Origin of the sequence: Vagococcus penaei (assembly GCF_001998885.1) — a bacterium.
Taxonomy (GTDB): Bacteria; Bacillota; Bacilli; order Lactobacillales; family Vagococcaceae; genus Vagococcus; species Vagococcus penaei.
Genome location: NZ_CP019609.1, coordinates 1550997 through 1566757 on the forward strand (window position 1 = coordinate 1550997; position 15761 = coordinate 1566757).

The 15761-nt window shown below is 35.5% G+C and carries 11 protein-coding genes; 10 read left to right on the forward strand and 1 reads right to left on the reverse strand.

What is annotated here, in order from left to right; genetic code table 11:
• Nucleotide 1 precedes the first annotated feature (1 nt).
• The 3 genes from opp4B to BW732_RS07420 are packed head-to-tail and all read left to right on the forward strand — an operon-like array spanning nucleotide 2 to nucleotide 3711.
• Nucleotides 2-964 carry an oligopeptide ABC transporter permease gene (opp4B, locus tag BW732_RS07410; protein WP_077276149.1) on the forward strand — a complete coding sequence of 321 codons (963 nt, stop codon included), beginning with the start codon at nucleotides 2-4 and terminating at the stop codon, nucleotides 962-964.
• A gap of 31 nt (nucleotides 965-995) precedes the next feature.
• On the forward strand, nucleotides 996-1895 hold the full coding sequence (locus tag BW732_RS07415) for an ABC transporter permease (RefSeq protein WP_077276150.1): 900 nt from the start codon (nucleotides 996-998) through the stop codon (nucleotides 1893-1895).
• A 19-nt stretch (nucleotides 1896-1914) separates the two neighbouring features.
• The gene (locus BW732_RS07420) at nucleotides 1915-3711 is read left to right on the forward strand and encodes an oligopeptide ABC transporter substrate-binding protein (protein ID WP_077276151.1); all 1797 of its coding nucleotides are present in this window, start codon (nucleotides 1915-1917) and stop codon (nucleotides 3709-3711) included.
• Between the two features lie 105 nt (nucleotides 3712-3816).
• On the opposite strand, the gene BW732_RS07425 is transcribed toward BW732_RS07420, so the two are convergent.
• Nucleotides 3817-5121 carry an ISL3 family transposase gene (locus BW732_RS07425; RefSeq protein ID WP_077274886.1) on the reverse strand — a complete coding sequence of 435 codons (1305 nt, stop codon included), beginning with the start codon at nucleotides 5119-5121 and terminating at the stop codon, nucleotides 3817-3819.
• A 462-nt stretch (nucleotides 5122-5583) separates the two neighbouring features.
• Here BW732_RS07425 and BW732_RS07430 point away from each other — a divergent pair, with 462 nt between their 5' ends.
• From BW732_RS07430 to pfkB, 7 genes are all read left to right on the forward strand, one after another.
• Nucleotides 5584-7386 (forward strand): oligopeptide ABC transporter substrate-binding protein, encoded by a 1803-nt coding sequence (locus BW732_RS07430; protein ID WP_077276152.1) that lies wholly within the window; start codon nucleotides 5584-5586, stop codon nucleotides 7384-7386.
• Nucleotides 7387-7509: 123 nt separating this feature from the next.
• On the forward strand, nucleotides 7510-8214 hold the full coding sequence (rnc, locus tag BW732_RS07435) for a ribonuclease III (protein WP_077276153.1): 705 nt from the start codon (nucleotides 7510-7512) through the stop codon (nucleotides 8212-8214).
• Between the two features lie 31 nt (nucleotides 8215-8245).
• On the forward strand, nucleotides 8246-11815 hold the full coding sequence (smc, locus tag BW732_RS07440) for a chromosome segregation protein SMC (RefSeq protein ID WP_077276154.1): 3570 nt from the start codon (nucleotides 8246-8248) through the stop codon (nucleotides 11813-11815).
• A 20-nt stretch (nucleotides 11816-11835) separates the two neighbouring features.
• Nucleotides 11836-12657 carry a Cof-type HAD-IIB family hydrolase gene (locus BW732_RS07445; RefSeq protein ID WP_077276155.1) on the forward strand — a complete coding sequence of 274 codons (822 nt, stop codon included), beginning with the start codon at nucleotides 11836-11838 and terminating at the stop codon, nucleotides 12655-12657.
• Entirely contained in the window at nucleotides 12658-13974 is a 1317-nt protein-coding gene (gene ftsY / locus BW732_RS07450; RefSeq protein ID WP_077276156.1) for a signal recognition particle-docking protein FtsY, read from the forward strand.
• A gap of 116 nt (nucleotides 13975-14090) precedes the next feature.
• Entirely contained in the window at nucleotides 14091-14840 is a 750-nt protein-coding gene (locus tag BW732_RS07455; RefSeq protein ID WP_077276157.1) for a DeoR/GlpR family DNA-binding transcription regulator, read from the forward strand.
• A complete protein-coding gene (gene pfkB / locus BW732_RS07460; RefSeq protein WP_077276158.1) occupies nucleotides 14841-15755 on the forward strand; it encodes a 1-phosphofructokinase in 915 nt (304 codons plus the stop codon).
• The last annotated feature ends 6 nt before the right edge of the window (nucleotides 15756-15761 follow it).

Consider the following 15761-nt stretch of genomic DNA (forward strand, 5'->3'; position numbering starts at 1 on the left):
TATGTGGAAAACAATACTTCGTCGTGTGTTAATGATGATTCCTCAAATCATCGTCTTGAGCTTGTTTATTTTTATTTTAGCAAAAGCAATGCCTGGAGATCCGTTTACCGGATTAATTAATCCAAATACTGACCCAGCAACGATTGAGCGTATGCGTGCAGCTGCCGGGTTAAATGATCCATGGTATGAGCAATATGCTCGTTGGGTATTGAATGCACTTAAGGGTGATTTTGGTCAAAGTTTCTTGTATAAATTACCAGTAACTGAAATCATTGGCCAACGTGTAACGAATACTATTTGGTTATCGTTATTAACAGTTATCCTAACGTATGCGATTGCTTTACCCTTAGGTTTATTCTCTGGTCGATACCAAAACTCTTTGTTTGATAAATCAGTGGTTATCTACAACTTCGTTAGTTTTGCGGTACCAACCTTTATCTTTGCTTTAATCATGCTATTTTTCTTTGGTTACCGTTTAGATTGGTTCCCAACAACAGGTTCTGTTGATAGTGGTGCGATTAAAGGAACAATTGGTTATTTTGGTAGTCGATTCTATCACATGGTTTTACCAGCGATTACCCAAGCAATTTTAGCAACAGCTGTAACGATTCAGTATTTACGTAATGAGGTTATTGATGCGAAGCAACTAGATTTTGTTCGAACAGCTCGTGCAAAAGGTGTACCGACAAATAAAGTCTTCACACGTCATATCTTTAGAAATGCGTCATTACCAATTGCGGCACAGTTAAGTTACGAAATTACTGCATTAATCAGTGGATCTGTCGTTATTGAAGCGACATTTGCTTATCCAGGAATTGGTAAATTGTTTATTGATGCTATTAATGGGCGTGATTATTCCGTTATTACTGCTCTTGTATTAATTTTAGGGATTGTTACAATCGTCGGGAACTTGATCTCAGATATTGTCATGAGTATTGTAGATCCTCGTATTCGTATTCAGTAACACCTAAAAAATTAAGAAAGGAGATAGTATAATGAGTAAAACAGAAAATAATCAACCTGAAGTGGTAAGTATACCGCCAACAGGTCTTAAAATGATTGCTCGTGAATTTAAAAAAGATAAATTAGCGATGGCATCATTAATTTTATTAGTTGTCCTATTAGTTGGGATTTTTGTTTCAGCACTATTTATGGATCAAGCATCGATTATGAAAGTTAGTATCTTAGATAAATACAATGCTCCAGGAGATGGTTGGATTTTAGGGGCAGATGAAGGTGGCCGTGATGTCTTTGGTCAATTAATTATTGGGGCAAGAAACTCAATCACGATTGGTTTCTTAATCACTATTTTAACCTCAATTATTGGTGTTGGTTTAGGGATTATCGCCGGTTATTATGGTGGCTTTATTGATGGAGTTATCATGCGTATTGTCGATTTTATCATGATTTTACCAATTATGATGATTATTATTGTATTTGTTACGATTATTCCAAACTACAATGTTTTATCATTTGTTATGATTATGAGTTTATTCTACTGGGTAGCTAAAGCACGTCTATTTAGAGGGAAAACACTTTCTGAAGTTCGTCGTGACTACATCAGTGCATCAAAAACACTTGGCACAAGCGACTTTAAAATCATGTTTGGTGAATTAATGCCAAACTTGAGCTCATTAATTATTACGAACTTAACAATGAACTTTGCCGGAAATATTGGGATTGAGACAACTCTATCCTATCTAGGATTTGGATTGCCGCAATCGACACCAAGTTTAGGAACTTTGATTGGCTATGCTGCAAGTGGTGATGTCTTAGCTAATAAAACATGGATTTGGGTACCAGCATCAATTTTGATTTTAGTATTGATGTTAAGCATAAATTATGTCGGCCAAGCATTTAAACGTTCAGCAGATGCTCGTCAACGTTTAGGTTAAAAAAACTAGGAGGATTGAAATGAAGTACAAAAAATTAGTAAGTGCGATAGCACTTGGCGCAGCTGTTACAATTGGTTTAGCTGCATGTGGTAGTAAAGATAGTGGAAAAAACAGTGGTGGAAAAAAAGGCGAAGAAGCGCAGGATATCGCTAAATTCCCTAAAGAAACTAAAAATGACAAGAAAGCCATTGACAAAGGGACATTAGATGTTGCTGTTGCTATGGATACATCTTTCCAAGGATTATTTGATCCAGCATTTAACTCGGATCAATTTGATGTGTACTTTATGGAACCAGCTTTCGAAACTCTATTTGGATTTGATGATAAATTCCAAATTGATGATAGTGGTGTTGCATCTCTTGATTTAGATAAAGAGGCTAAGAAAGTTACAATTAAATTAATTAAAGATGCTAAATGGTCAGATGGCAAACCAGTTATTGCTGATGATATTATCCAACCATATTTAATTATTGGTAACAAAGAGTATAACGGTGTGCGTTATGGTGCTCAAATGCAAAAAATTCTAGGGATGAAAGAATATCACGAAGGCAAAGCAGACTCAATTTCTGGTATTAAGAAAATCGATGATAAAACGGTTGAGATTGCCTATGAAAGTGTCGATCCTGGTATTTTAACAGCTGATGGTGACGGTGGAGTTTGGCAGAATGCCATGCCATCTCATATCTTTAAAGATCTTCCTATTAAAGGTATGGAATCAAGTGATGCAGTACGTAAGAATCCTGTTTCTTTTGGACCATACAAAATGTCTAAAATCACACGTGGTGAAAGTGTTGAATACACACCAAATGAGCACTACTATGGTGAAAAACCAAAATTAGATAAACTAATTTTCCGTCAAACACCAACAAACTCTGTCGTTGAAGGCTTAAAAGCAAAAAAATATGATATGGTCATTGCAATGCCAACTGATACTTATCCAACGTATAAAGATGTCGAAGGCTATGAAATTTTAGGTCGCGAACAATTTAGTTATACTTATGTTGGTTTCAAAATGGGTAAATGGGATAAAGAAAAAGGCGAAGTTGCCTACAACTCTAAATCTAAGATGGCTAACAAATCTTTACGTCAGGCAATGGCATATGCTGTTGACAATCAAGCTGTTGGAGATAAATTCTACTACGGCTTACGTACGGGTGCTAACTCATTAATTCCACCTGCATTAGGTGAATTTAATGATAAAGAATTAAAAGGTTACACACAAGATATTGATAAAGCCAATAAATTATTAGATGATGCTGGTTACAAGAAAAAAGATGGTGAAGAATTCCGTCGCGATCCAGATGGCAACAAGTTAGAAATTAAGTTTGCTTCAATGGCTGGTGGCGAAACCGCTCAACCATTAGCTGAGTACTACATGGATCAATGGAAAGCTGTTGGTCTAGATGTGAAATTGGCGACAGGTCGTCTAATTGACTTTAACCAATTCTATGATAAATTAGAAAATGATGATCCAGAAATTGATGTGTATCAAGGTGCATGGTCAGTAAGTTATAACCCTTCTCAAACAGCGTTATATGGACCAAAAGCAGCCTTTAACTACACTCGTTTTGCTGATGAAGAAAACACTAAATTATTAAATGAAATGGATTCTGACAAAGCTTTTGATTCTGAATATCGTCTAAAAGTCTTTAAAGAATGGCAAGAATATGCTCATGACCAAGCATTTGTCTTCCCTACATTATTCCGTAATGAAGTTCGTCCTGTAAGTAATCGCGTGACTGATTATAGCTGGGATAATGTTAAAGGACAAAAATCTTGGTCAACAATCGGTGTAACTGCTGAATCAAGAGAATAATTATCTTAAAACAGACAAAAGCGGCTCTTTGTCAAATCGGACTGATGAGTCGGATATATGAGATGATAAATTTGAGATTATTCTCAGATTTATCATCTTTTTTAGTTATTTAATTTTAATAAGGCCGTTTATCAAGAAAATTCTTATGCGCATATTCGTAAAGGAGTTGAACCCGTAGGAAACTCTTTTAAGAGTTTTTATATGAGTGTTCTTAGCTTCGATTTTTCCATTGGAAAAATTATATTTTAGGGCATTTCGAATACCTTCCTCGTAGGAAATCAGATTGTCTATTTTATTTCTAAATTGTCTATCCAAGCTATCGGGTAAATCTTTCAATAGTTCGAAAAATGACTGGTCATCTTTGTTTCTAAAGTGATACATTAGTAAATGAAAGATATCATAAGCTTCTTTTAGATTAGAAGAGAATGAAAGTAGTCGATCAATCATCATAGATTCCGTTAAAAGAGGATGCTTTGGAGAAGGAAAGCTTCTCCAGGTTTTGAATTCTGAAATGGAAATAGTTGTTTGATTTTTCAGAAGACATTTCCAGTTTGATTTTAATTTATTGGCTTCTGAATTTTTCTTGTTGGCAACTAATGTCTTCATTTCTCGTACTCTCAAATCATTAAAAGCAGTGTTCAAATGCTTTACAATATGAAATCGATCAATGACTAGCTTAGCAGTAGGAAAGACTGTTTTAGTCAATTGAAAGTAAGCTGCATTCATATCTGTTACTAAAAATTTAACTTTTCTCCGTTCCTCCAATGAAGAGCGATTAAAGTAAGGAATGATTTTCTCTAATTTCCTACTAGGTAAAACGTCCACTAATTCACCTGTTTTCCCATCAGCACATATGAAGTTCATTTTATCTTCATAACTAGCGTGAGATCTAAACTCATCTACCATTAAAACTTCTGGAAAAGATCGAGGTTTAAGTTGTTGTGGGAGCTGTGATTCAACGGACTTAAGAACTCTTAAAACTGTAGTTAAAGAAACTTGGCATTGTTTAGATATAACTGTCATAGAGATTTTCTCAGTTAATAATTCTAAAATCTTCAAAGTAATAAATTTACTGATATGACAATTTTTTTCAACAATAGAACACTGTGCGGTCCAATTGTGAGAACAGTTTTTACAATGGAATCGTTGTTTCTTTAGTTTTAAAACAGTAGGCATATTTTGATAAGAATCTAATCGAATAGTTACTTCTTTTTTTCCATTCCTAACAACCACACTTTTTCCTTCATTATCAACAACAGTTGACCCACAGGATTTACAAGCCGAAGGCATGGGAGAATAGATGCCAAAGATAATTAAAGAGTTCTTTCCTTTAACTTTAGCTTCCTCCGTATTTGTTAAATATAAATGTTCATCTGTAATTCGTAGCATTTTTTTGATATGATTATTCACGACATGTCGTCCTTTCTATCTTAGATTTTTGGTGGTACTTAAATTTTACTAGATAGACGACATGTTTTATATTTAAATAAACTAAAAAAGGACTGATGAATCAAATTTTGATTCATCAGTCCTTTAAATTATAGAGCCACAAAAGCCTACAAGCTTTGTCTGTTTTTTTTTATTATTATGAGATAATTATGATTAAAATAAGTGTAAAATATTTTTTATCATTTTTTTATAATGTTGCAAACATTGTTTAATCAATATTTGAGACATTATTTTTTGCTTATTTTTAAATTATAAAAATAATTTATGGCAAAAAGCTTGAAAAATTCTAATAACTCTAATATAATCATAATATATCTTATTAGTTTCTAATTATTTTATCATGAAATAACAATCAACTGTCGTAAGACGAGATTCTAATATGTAAGTAGAGAAATAGAATGAAAAAACAAGGGGGATTTGACAATGAAGTATAAAAAACTTGCTAGTGTAGTAGCACTTGGTGCAGCAGTTACTGTTGGTCTAGCTGCGTGTGGTAGTAAAGATAGTGGAAAAGAAAGTAGCGGTGGAAAGAAAAAAAGTGAAGAGGTTCAAGATATCTCTAAGTTTCCAATTGAAACAAAAAATAAAGACAAAGCAACAGGTAAAGGTACATTAGATGTTGCCGTTGCCATGGATACTTCCTTCCAAGGATTATTCGATCCAGCATTTAATAAAGATGCATACGATTCAGAATTTATGGGACCAGCATTCGAATCATTATTCGGTTATGATGATAAGTTTCAAATTGATGATAGTGGAGTTGCAACTCTTGATTTAGATAAAGATGCGAAGAAAGTGACGATTAAGTTAGTTAAGGATGCTAAGTGGACAGATGGTAAGCCAGTTGTTGCTGACGACATTATCCAACCATATCTAGTTATTGGAAATAAAGATTATCCTGGTACACGTTACGGAGCACAAATGCAAAAAATTATCGGTATGAAAGAATACCATGAAGGCAAAGCGGATAACATTTCAGGTATTAAGAAAATTGACGATAAAACAGTTGAAATTACTTATGAAAGTGTCGATCCTGGGATTTTAACAGCTAGTGGTGATGGTGGTGCATGGCAAAATGCTATGCCAGCGCATATCTTTAAAGATATTCCTGTAAAAGACATGGAATCAAGTGATGCTGTCCGTAAAAATCCTGTCTCTTTTGGACCATACAAAATGGCTAAAATCACACGTGGTGAAAGTGTTGAATACACACCAAACGAGTATTACTATGGTGATAAGCCTCAACTAGACAAAATTATTTTCCGTCAAACACCAACAAACTCTGTCGTTGAAGGTTTGAAAGCGAAAAAATATGACATGGTAATCTCAATGCCAACGGACACTTATCCATCTTACAAAGATGTTGAAGGATACGAAATGTTAGGTCGTCCAGAATTTAGTTACACGTATATTGGATTCAAAATGGGTAAATGGGATAAAGAAAAAGGTGGCGTATCTTATAACCCAGAAGCTAAGATGTCAAACAAATCATTACGTCAAGCAATGGCTTATGCTGTTGATAATCAAGCGGTTGGAGATAAATTCTATTACGGCTTGCGTTCGGGAGCTAACTCATTAATTCCGCCAGCATTAGGTGATTTTAACGATAAGGAATTAAAAGGTTACACACAAGACATCGACAAAGCTAACAAATTACTAGATGATGCTGGCTATAAGAAAAAAGATGGTGACGAGTTCCGTAGTGACCCAGATGGCAACAAATTAGAAATTAAGTTTGCTTCAATGGCCGGTGGTGAAACAGCGCAACCATTAGCAGAGTACTACATGGATCAATGGAAAGCGATTGGCTTAGATGTAAAATTAGCAACTGGTCGTTTAATTGACTTTAACCAATTCTATGATAAAGTTCAAAATGATGATCCAGAGATTGATGTATACCAAGCAGCCTGGTCTGTTGGTCTTAATCCATCTCAAACGTCATTATATGGACCAACTGCAGCATTTAACTTCACGCGATTTGAATCTGAAGAAAACTCTAAACTATTGAGTGATATGGACTCAGATAAAGCATTTGATTCTGAGTATCGTTTGAAAGTCTTTAAAGATTGGCAAAACTATGCACATGATGAAGCATTTGCCTTTCCTACATTATTCCGTAGTGAAATACTTCCAGTTAGTAAACGTGTAACAGACTTTAACTGGGATGTTGTTAAGGGCCGTGATGCATGGGCTAAGATTGGTGTAACATCTGATACAAGAGAATAATAAATAAGCACATTTAAAACTATCAATTTAGGAAATCTTCCTAAATTGATAGTTTTTATTTTAAATCACAAAAAAACCAAGTATAATAAGAGATGTTCAGTATAAAAGAAGGGATGTCAGATTATGCACGAAGAATTATTAGCTTTACTGAAAAAGACTTATGATGTGAGCTTTAAAGATATTGATTTATTAGCTCAAGCTTTTACGCATTCATCCTATGTGAATGAGCATCGACATTTGGAATTAACCGATAATGAACGTCTAGAATTTTTAGGAGATGCTGTATTAGAATTAATTGTTTCAGATTATCTATACAAGCATTTTACCGACTTACCTGAAGGGAAATTGACAAAATTGCGTGCAACAATTGTCAAAGAAGATTCATTAGCACAATTTGCTAAAGATTGTGGTTTTGATAAGTATGTTCGTTTGGGTAAGGGGGAAGAAAATTCTCGTGGTCGTGAGCGGTCATCATTATTATGCGATTTGTTTGAATCTTTCTTAGGTGCTTTATATTTAGACCAAGGTATGACGAAAGCAAGAGCATTTATTTATCAAGTGGTTATTCCAAAAATCGAATCAGGTGCTTTTTCACATGAGATGGATCATAAGACTGTCTTACAAGAAGTATTACAAAAAAACGGTGACATTTTAATTGAGTACTGTTTAGTTAATGAAGAAGGTCCCGCACATAATCGAATTTTTTACGTTGAAGTTAGTGCAGATAAAAAAGTATTAGGGACTGGTTTTGGTAAATCTAAGAAAACTGCGGAACAAAAAGCGGCAGAAGTTGCGCTGGCAGCGCTAGCTGAAAAAACAGATAAGTAATTAAGATAAGTGGGAAGGGGTCTTAAATTAAGTGCATTTAAAACGATTAGAGATAGCAGGCTTCAAGTCTTTCGCTGATCGCACAGTTATTGAATTTAATCATGGGTTAACCGCTGTTGTGGGGCCAAATGGGAGTGGAAAAAGTAATATTACAGAAGCCATTCGTTGGGTACTAGGGGAACAGTCAGCAAAAAATTTACGTGGTGGTAAAATGCCTGACGTAATTTTTGCTGGCTCTTCTTCGCGTTCGCCCTTAAATGTGGCTGAAGTAACGGTTGTCTTAGACAATACAGAACAAACTTTACCGATTGATTACAATGAAGTGAGTGTGACGAGACGATTAACACGTTCTGGCGAGAGTGATTTTTTTATTAATAAACAAGCTTGCCGTTTAAAAGATATTGTTAATTTATTTATGGATTCTGGCTTAGGTCGAGAATCATTTTCGATTATTTCTCAAGGGAAAGTTGAGGCAATATTTAATAGCAAACCGGAAGAACGTCGAGGTGTGTTTGAAGAAGCTGCGGGTGTCCTAAAATATAAAACACGTAAAAAAGAAGCTGAACGTAAATTAGTTGAAACCGATGATAACTTAAGTCGTGTGACCGATATTATATTTGAGTTAGAAAGTCAAAAGGATACACTAGCTGAACAAAGTGAACGTGCGAAAAAATTTCTACTTTTAAAAGAAGAACTCAAAGAAATTGATAGTCAAGTAACTGTAGAGCAAATGGCTAGAATGAAAGAGGCATATGATGACAAAACGTCAGAATTGGAAATGATTCAGACTGTTGTTGTGACAGAACAACAGCAGATAAGTCAAATTGAAGAGCAGTTGTCACACGCACGTGACAAAAGGGATCAATTGGATGTATTGTTACAAACGCTCCAGTCTGAACTATTGACCGTTACGCAAACATATGAGCAAATTGAGGGTCAAAAAAATGTATTGGAAGAACGCCAAAAATATTCGGAACAATCAGCAGGTCAATACCAACAAGCTTTACTCACTTTACAACAGGTGATTCGTGAGACTCAAGAAGATATTTTGGCAATCCAAGCTGAGAAACAACAATTACAAGTCGAGAAAAAAAGTCTCACGACGACTATCGCTGAATTAACACAGATGGAAAAGGTATTAAGTCAATCATCCAAAGAACAACTAGCAGATTTGCGTGGTGATTACGTTGATGTGATGCAACAACAAACCAACATTAACAATGATTTAAAACATTTAGAAAAGCAATATGAGCAGGAAACACGTCGGAATAAAAAAGATTTAGATCGCTACGAAGAACTTTTGACGTTAGAGAATGATGCGAAAGCGCGTCAGGAAGTATTGAAGACTAGTCAAATAAACCATCAAACGTATCTTGAAAAGTTATTGGTAACTTTTCAACAGGAACAAGCAAATTATCAAGCATTAAAAGAAGCGGTTCAAACAAATGAGCGTCAAATGTATGATGCGTTAAAAATTCTACAACAGGCACAAGCTAAAGAGAAAAGTTTAAAAGATTTACAAGAAAATTATGCAGGTTATTATCAAGGTGTGCGTTCAGTCTTAAAGGAAAAACAGCAACTACCGGGGATTATTGGTGCTGTCGCTGAATTAATCACGGTACCTAACGAATTTAGTCTAGCTATTGAAACAGCCTTAGGTGCTGCAGCGCAACATATTGTCGTGTCAGATGAAGCTAGCGCTCGTCAGGGCATTACATTTTTAAAGCAGAAAAGAGCAGGACGTGCAACATTTTTACCATTGACGACAATTAAATCCCGTATTATGCCTGAAACGTCACGACAACAAGCACAAAAAATTAGTGGATTCATTGGAGTGGCTAGTGAGTTGGTAACTTATGAGTCAACAGTGCAGTCAATTATCCAAAATGTTTTAGGAGTCACGATTATTGCGAAAGACTTAGCCTCAGCGAATGCATTGGCACAAGCTTTGAGCTATAAATATCGAGTGGTCTCACTTGAGGGCGATGTGATGAATCCAGGTGGGTCAATGACTGGTGGTGCGACTAAAAAAGGCCAAAGTAGTAATTTGTTTAATCAAACGAACGATTTACAAACGTTAGCACAACAAATTAGCCAAATGCGAGATATGTACCAACGGAAAGAACAAGACGTTTTAACTAAAAAAGCAGCACTTCAAGCGCTAGAACAGACATTAGATAAATTACGTCAGGATGGCGAAGAGGCGAGATTACAAGAGCAGTCTTTCGTTAATGAGGTACAAAAAGTCGAACAAATGATTCTTCAATATAGTAAAGAACGCCGAGCTTTTGAGTATGAAAAACAAGAATTACAGCGATTTTTAGTGTTGTATCAAGAAGAAAAAGAGCAACTGGAAGAGGCACGAATAGAGTTGCAAAAAAAACGTGAACTATTGGATCAACTAATGAATCAGACGGATCAACAAGCGGAAGACAACAGTCGCAAACGTGATGATGTCAAGTCACAATTAGCAACGAAACAATCAGAGCTAGCTGTCATGACAGAACGTATGACGCATCTGTCAACACGTTACAAGGAAAAAACAGCACAATTAACTGAATTAGAGTCAGAATTAGCTCGATCTCAGGAACAACTTAAGTCAGAATCTGGTGAGCAACTGACACATTCAGAACGTAATCAACTATTAGAAGAGAAAATGATTCAATTAAGACAACAGCGTGAAGAAATTATGGTACGATTGGAAGAGACACGGGCATCACGTGAAGCGATTCATCAGACGATTACAATACACGATCAGGAGTTAGGACGAAAAAACAAAGTCTTACAACAAGAAACAGATCGTAAAATTGCGATTGAAGTAGCACGCAAACAAGCGGATATTACACTTGACCGTTTGACGACTTATTTAACTGAAGAATATCAAACCAATTATGATTCAGTGAAAGATACCTTAGGGCCTGTCGTTGACTTTGAACAAGGAAAAAAACGGATTAATGAATTGAAGCAGATGTTGAAAATGCTAGGGACAGTTAATCTTCAAGCGATTGATGATTATAATGAGTTACTTGAACGTTATCAATTTTTAGTGAGTCAACGTGATGACTTGCTTAATGCAAAAGAGGCTTTATATACAACGATGTCTGAGATGGATCAATTAGTTATTGAGAAGTTCCACGATGTCTTCAGTGATATTCGCCATGAATTTCAACAAGTATTTCCTAATATGTTTGGTGGGGGGCATGCGGATTTAACGTTAACGGACCCGACGGATTTATTAAATACGGGCATTGATATTGTCGCACAACCGCCGGGTAAAAAATTACAACAGCTAAGTCTTCTATCTGGTGGTGAACGAGCGTTAACAGCTATTGCATTGTTATTCGCCATTATTCAAGCGCGACCTGTGCCATTTTGTATTTTAGATGAGGTCGAGGCAGCCTTAGATGATGCCAATGTGACTCGCTATGGTAACTATTTACGTAACTTTGGTGATAACCGGCAATTTATTGTCATTACTCATCGTAAAGGAACAATGGAAGCAGCTGATATTTTATATGGCGTCGCAATGCAAGAGTCTGGGGTATCTAAAATTGTTTCAGTTCACATGGAAGATTTTACAATCGATAGTCACGAAAATTAGGTGCGAAGGAGATGGAACGAGTGATTAAATTAATTGCAATTGATTTAGATGGTACGTTATTAAAAGATGATAAAACAATTTCTGATCGTAACAAGCAAGCCTTAGTTCAAGCTAAGCGTGAGGGTGTTAAAGTAGTAATTTGCACAGGACGTCCGTTGATAGCTATTGAACCAATTCTTGACCGATTAGAATTACGTGATGCAGGTGATTATAGTATCACATTTAATGGTGGAGCCATTCAAAAAAATGACACCGGTGAAGAAATTTTTTCTGATTCATTAAGTTTAGCTGATGTTAAAGAAACTGCGGAATTAATGACGACATTAGATTTACCTTTAGATGTTTTGTCTAAAGACCAATGTATTCACATACCAACTGCAACTGCAACACACCAGTCAATTTATGAAACCTTAAATCCACTATTGACTTTTGTTCATCAGACGACAGCTAGTTTAACGGAAACACAGATTTTTAATAAAATGGTAGTTGGTGTGGCTCAGTCTTATCTAGATCAACAAATTAGTAACATTCCTAATGAATTTCATGCTAAGTTTAATATCATGAAATCACGGCCTAACTTATTAGAAATCTTACCCAAAACTGTTAGTAAGGCAAATGGTATTCAAAAATTAACAGATATTTTAGGTATTAAACAGAGTGAAGTTATGGCGCTAGGTGATGAAGAAAATGATGAATCGATGATTGAATATGCAGGGTTAGGCGTCGTCATGGAAAATGGCAATGTTGAATTAAAAAAAATCGCACAGTACATTGCGCCATCAAATGAAGAAGATGGTGTTGCGGTAGCTGTTGAGAAATTTGTGTTAAAAGGAGAGAAATAAATGGGCATTTTTGATAAAATCAAAAAAGCAGTCTTTGGTGAGAAACAAGAAGAAACGCTTGAAAAACATATTGAAGAAAATGAGAAAGAAGCCATTGATTTAACTGAGACGGACCATCAAAAATCAGAAAATGACAGTATGTCGGATTCTGGTATTACCAATGAGGATATTGAAGAAGCTGTTCGTGGAGAGGAAAATGAGCCAGTTCATCCCGAAACTCCTGAAAAGCAGGCGGAAATTGATGAAGATATCGATGAAGCAGTTGAAGCTGAAGTTGATGCGACAGAAATGCAGATTGTTGAAAAAACACCTGAGCCTGAAATAGAGGAACCAAGTATTCAAAAGGTTGAAGAAACTGTTGAAGTAGAACCACAAAATACAACGGATAAATACGATAAAGGTCTGGAAAAATCACGTAAAACTTTTGGTAGTTTTATGAATAAATTATTTGCTAACTTCCGAATGGTTGATGACGAATTTTTTGAAGATTTAGAAGAAGCTTTAATCGGTGCTGATGTTGGCTTTGATGTTGCTATGCGAATCTCTGATGAATTACAAGAAGAGGTTAAGTTAAAAAACGTCAAGAAACAAGCAGATATTGAAAAAGTTATTGTTGAAAAATTGGTTGAACTGTATGATGCAGACGGTGAAGAGGAAAATAATGCTGTTAACCTACAAACAGATGGTCCGACAATTATCTTATTTGTTGGTGTCAATGGAGTCGGTAAGACAACTAGTATTGGTAAATTAGCTTATCGATATAAACAAGAAGGTAAAAAAGTGTTGTTAGCAGCAGCAGACACCTTCCGTGCAGGTGCGATTGATCAGTTAGTTGTTTGGGGTGAACGTGCTGGAGTGGAAGTTGTGAGACATGCAGCGGGTAGTGATCCAGCTGCCGTCGTTTTTGATGCAGTTGATAAAACTAAAAAAGAAGGCTATGACGTGTTGCTAGTTGACACGGCTGGCCGTTTGCAAAATAAAGTGAATTTAATGAAAGAATTAGAAAAAATGAAGCGTATCATTGAACGTGAATACCCATCGGCACCACATGAAGTGTTGCTTGTTGTGGACGCGACAACTGGACAAAATGCTTTAATTCAAGCAAAACAATTTAAAGATACGACAGATGTCACGGGAATTGTTCTATCAAAATTAGATGGAACAGCCAAAGGTGGTATTGTGTTAGCTATTCGTAATGAACTACATCTACCTGTGAAATTAGTTGGTTTAGGCGAAGGGATTAATGATTTGGAAAACTTTGAGCCAAATCAATTTGTCTACGGTCTCTTTAAGGATGTTATTGAGCAGTATGCTTAAAAAAATCAAACAGTCATTTACATAATGTATAATGACTGTTTTTTTTCGTTTCAATCAAAAATATGATTGCTTTTGAATGAATGTGACGGTATAATAAGATTATGGAGTTGGTTAATATGTTGACAGAAGAAAGAAAAAATGAAATTCTGCGATTATTAGAGTTGAAAGATATTGTGAAAAATCGTGATTTAATGGATAGGTTGGATGTTTCTGAGTCCACTATTCGTCGTGATTTACAAGAAATGGAAGAAGAAAATCTCCTGTCACGAATTCATGGTGGTGCTAAACGAATTATTAAATTAGAACCAGAATTAACGATGATTGAAAAATCAGTCAAAAACACGCAAGAAAAGAAAAAAATTGCAGCTTATGCGGCATCATTAGTAAATGATGGAGACTATATCTATTTGGATGCTGGGACAACGACTTATGACATGCTCCCTTACTTGCAAACAAAAGATTGTCATGTCATTACCAATTCAGTGTATCACGCGACATTGAGTGTTGATATTGGGTTGCCAACAATTATTGTTGGAGGCGAAATTCGGCAAAAAACGAAATCAATTGTGAGTCACACGAGCATTGAACAATTACAAGCTTATTATTTTGACAAAGCATTCATGGGAGTCAACGGTATTCATATTGATTATGGTTATACTACAGCTGACCCATATGAAGCACAAGCTAAAAAAATTGCGATTGGTCAAGCCCAAAGATCTTATATTTTAGCTGATTCAACGAAGTTTAATAAAGTCAATTTTTCAAAAGTGACTGATATTGAAGCAGCAAGTATCATTACAACAACTGTTCCAGATGAAATTAAGCATAAATTAACGGAGTTAACGACAATCAAGGAGGTAGATTAAATGATTTACACTGTTACACTAAATCCAGCTATTGACTATGTCATTCGAGTACCTGAATTTAAGACTGACCAATTAAATAAAACAACTGAGGAATTTAAATTTCCTGGTGGTAAAGGAATTAATGTATCGCGCATTTTAAAAAATTTAGGAACGGAATCAATTAATCTAGGTTTTATTGGTGGATTTACAGGTTCTTTTGTGAAAGATGCTTTAGCTCAAGAAGACTTACGCACAGATTTTGTCGAAGTATCAGAAGATACGCGTATTAATATTAAACTAAAAAGTGATGTTGAAACAGAAATTAATGGGCAAGGACCAACTATATCGGCAGATTCCTTAGCTGAGTTGAAAGCACAGCTTGCTCGAACAACTGAAAAAGATTTAGTTGTCTTTTCGGGAAGTATTCCTAAAGGATTACCTCATGATGTTTACAATGAGTTAATTCAGGTAGTAAAAGAAAATAATGCACATTTTGTTGTCGATATTAGCAGTGATTCACTGTTTGACATTCTACCGTTTGGACCAGAATTTATTAAACCTAACCATCATGAATTGGCTGATTTATTTGATGTTACGTTTAATTCGATTGAGGACATGATTCCATACGGTAAAAAATTGATTGAGATGGGTTCTAAAAATGTCTTGATTTCCATGGGTGGAGACGGAGCACTTCTTTTCACTCAGTCAGGTGTCTATCGTGCACCAGGCTTAAAAGGGAAACTTAAAAATTCAGTAGGTGCAGGTGATTCAATGGTTGCGGGCTTTGTTAATGAGTTTGTTAAGTCAAATGATAGCATTGAAGCCTTTAAATATGGTGTAGCTGCTGGTAGTGCAACAGCATTTAGTGATGACTTAGCAACTGGCGAAGCTATTCTATCGCTCGTATCAGATGTAGCTATTGAGCAAGTAAAATAAAAAAAG

Excerpts from the sequence above, each read along its gene's own strand:
- BW732_RS07415 (WP_077276150.1), top strand. The coding sequence starts at position 996 with ATGAGTAAAACAGAAAATAATCAACCTGAAGTGGTAAGTATACCGCCA.
- rnc (WP_077276153.1), top strand. The coding sequence starts at position 7,510 with ATGCACGAAGAATTATTAGCTTTACTGAAAAAGACTTATGATGTGAGC.
- BW732_RS07455 (WP_077276157.1), top strand. The coding sequence starts at position 14,091 with ATGTTGACAGAAGAAAGAAAAAATGAAATTCTGCGATTATTAGAGTTG.
- BW732_RS07420 (WP_077276151.1), top strand. The coding sequence starts at position 1,915 with ATGAAGTACAAAAAATTAGTAAGTGCGATAGCACTTGGCGCAGCTGTT.
- BW732_RS07430 (WP_077276152.1), top strand. The coding sequence starts at position 5,584 with ATGAAGTATAAAAAACTTGCTAGTGTAGTAGCACTTGGTGCAGCAGTT.
- opp4B (WP_077276149.1), top strand. The coding sequence starts at position 2 with ATGTGGAAAACAATACTTCGTCGTGTGTTAATGATGATTCCTCAAATC.
- ftsY (WP_077276156.1), top strand. The coding sequence starts at position 12,658 with ATGGGCATTTTTGATAAAATCAAAAAAGCAGTCTTTGGTGAGAAACAA.
- pfkB (WP_077276158.1), top strand. The coding sequence starts at position 14,841 with ATGATTTACACTGTTACACTAAATCCAGCTATTGACTATGTCATTCGA.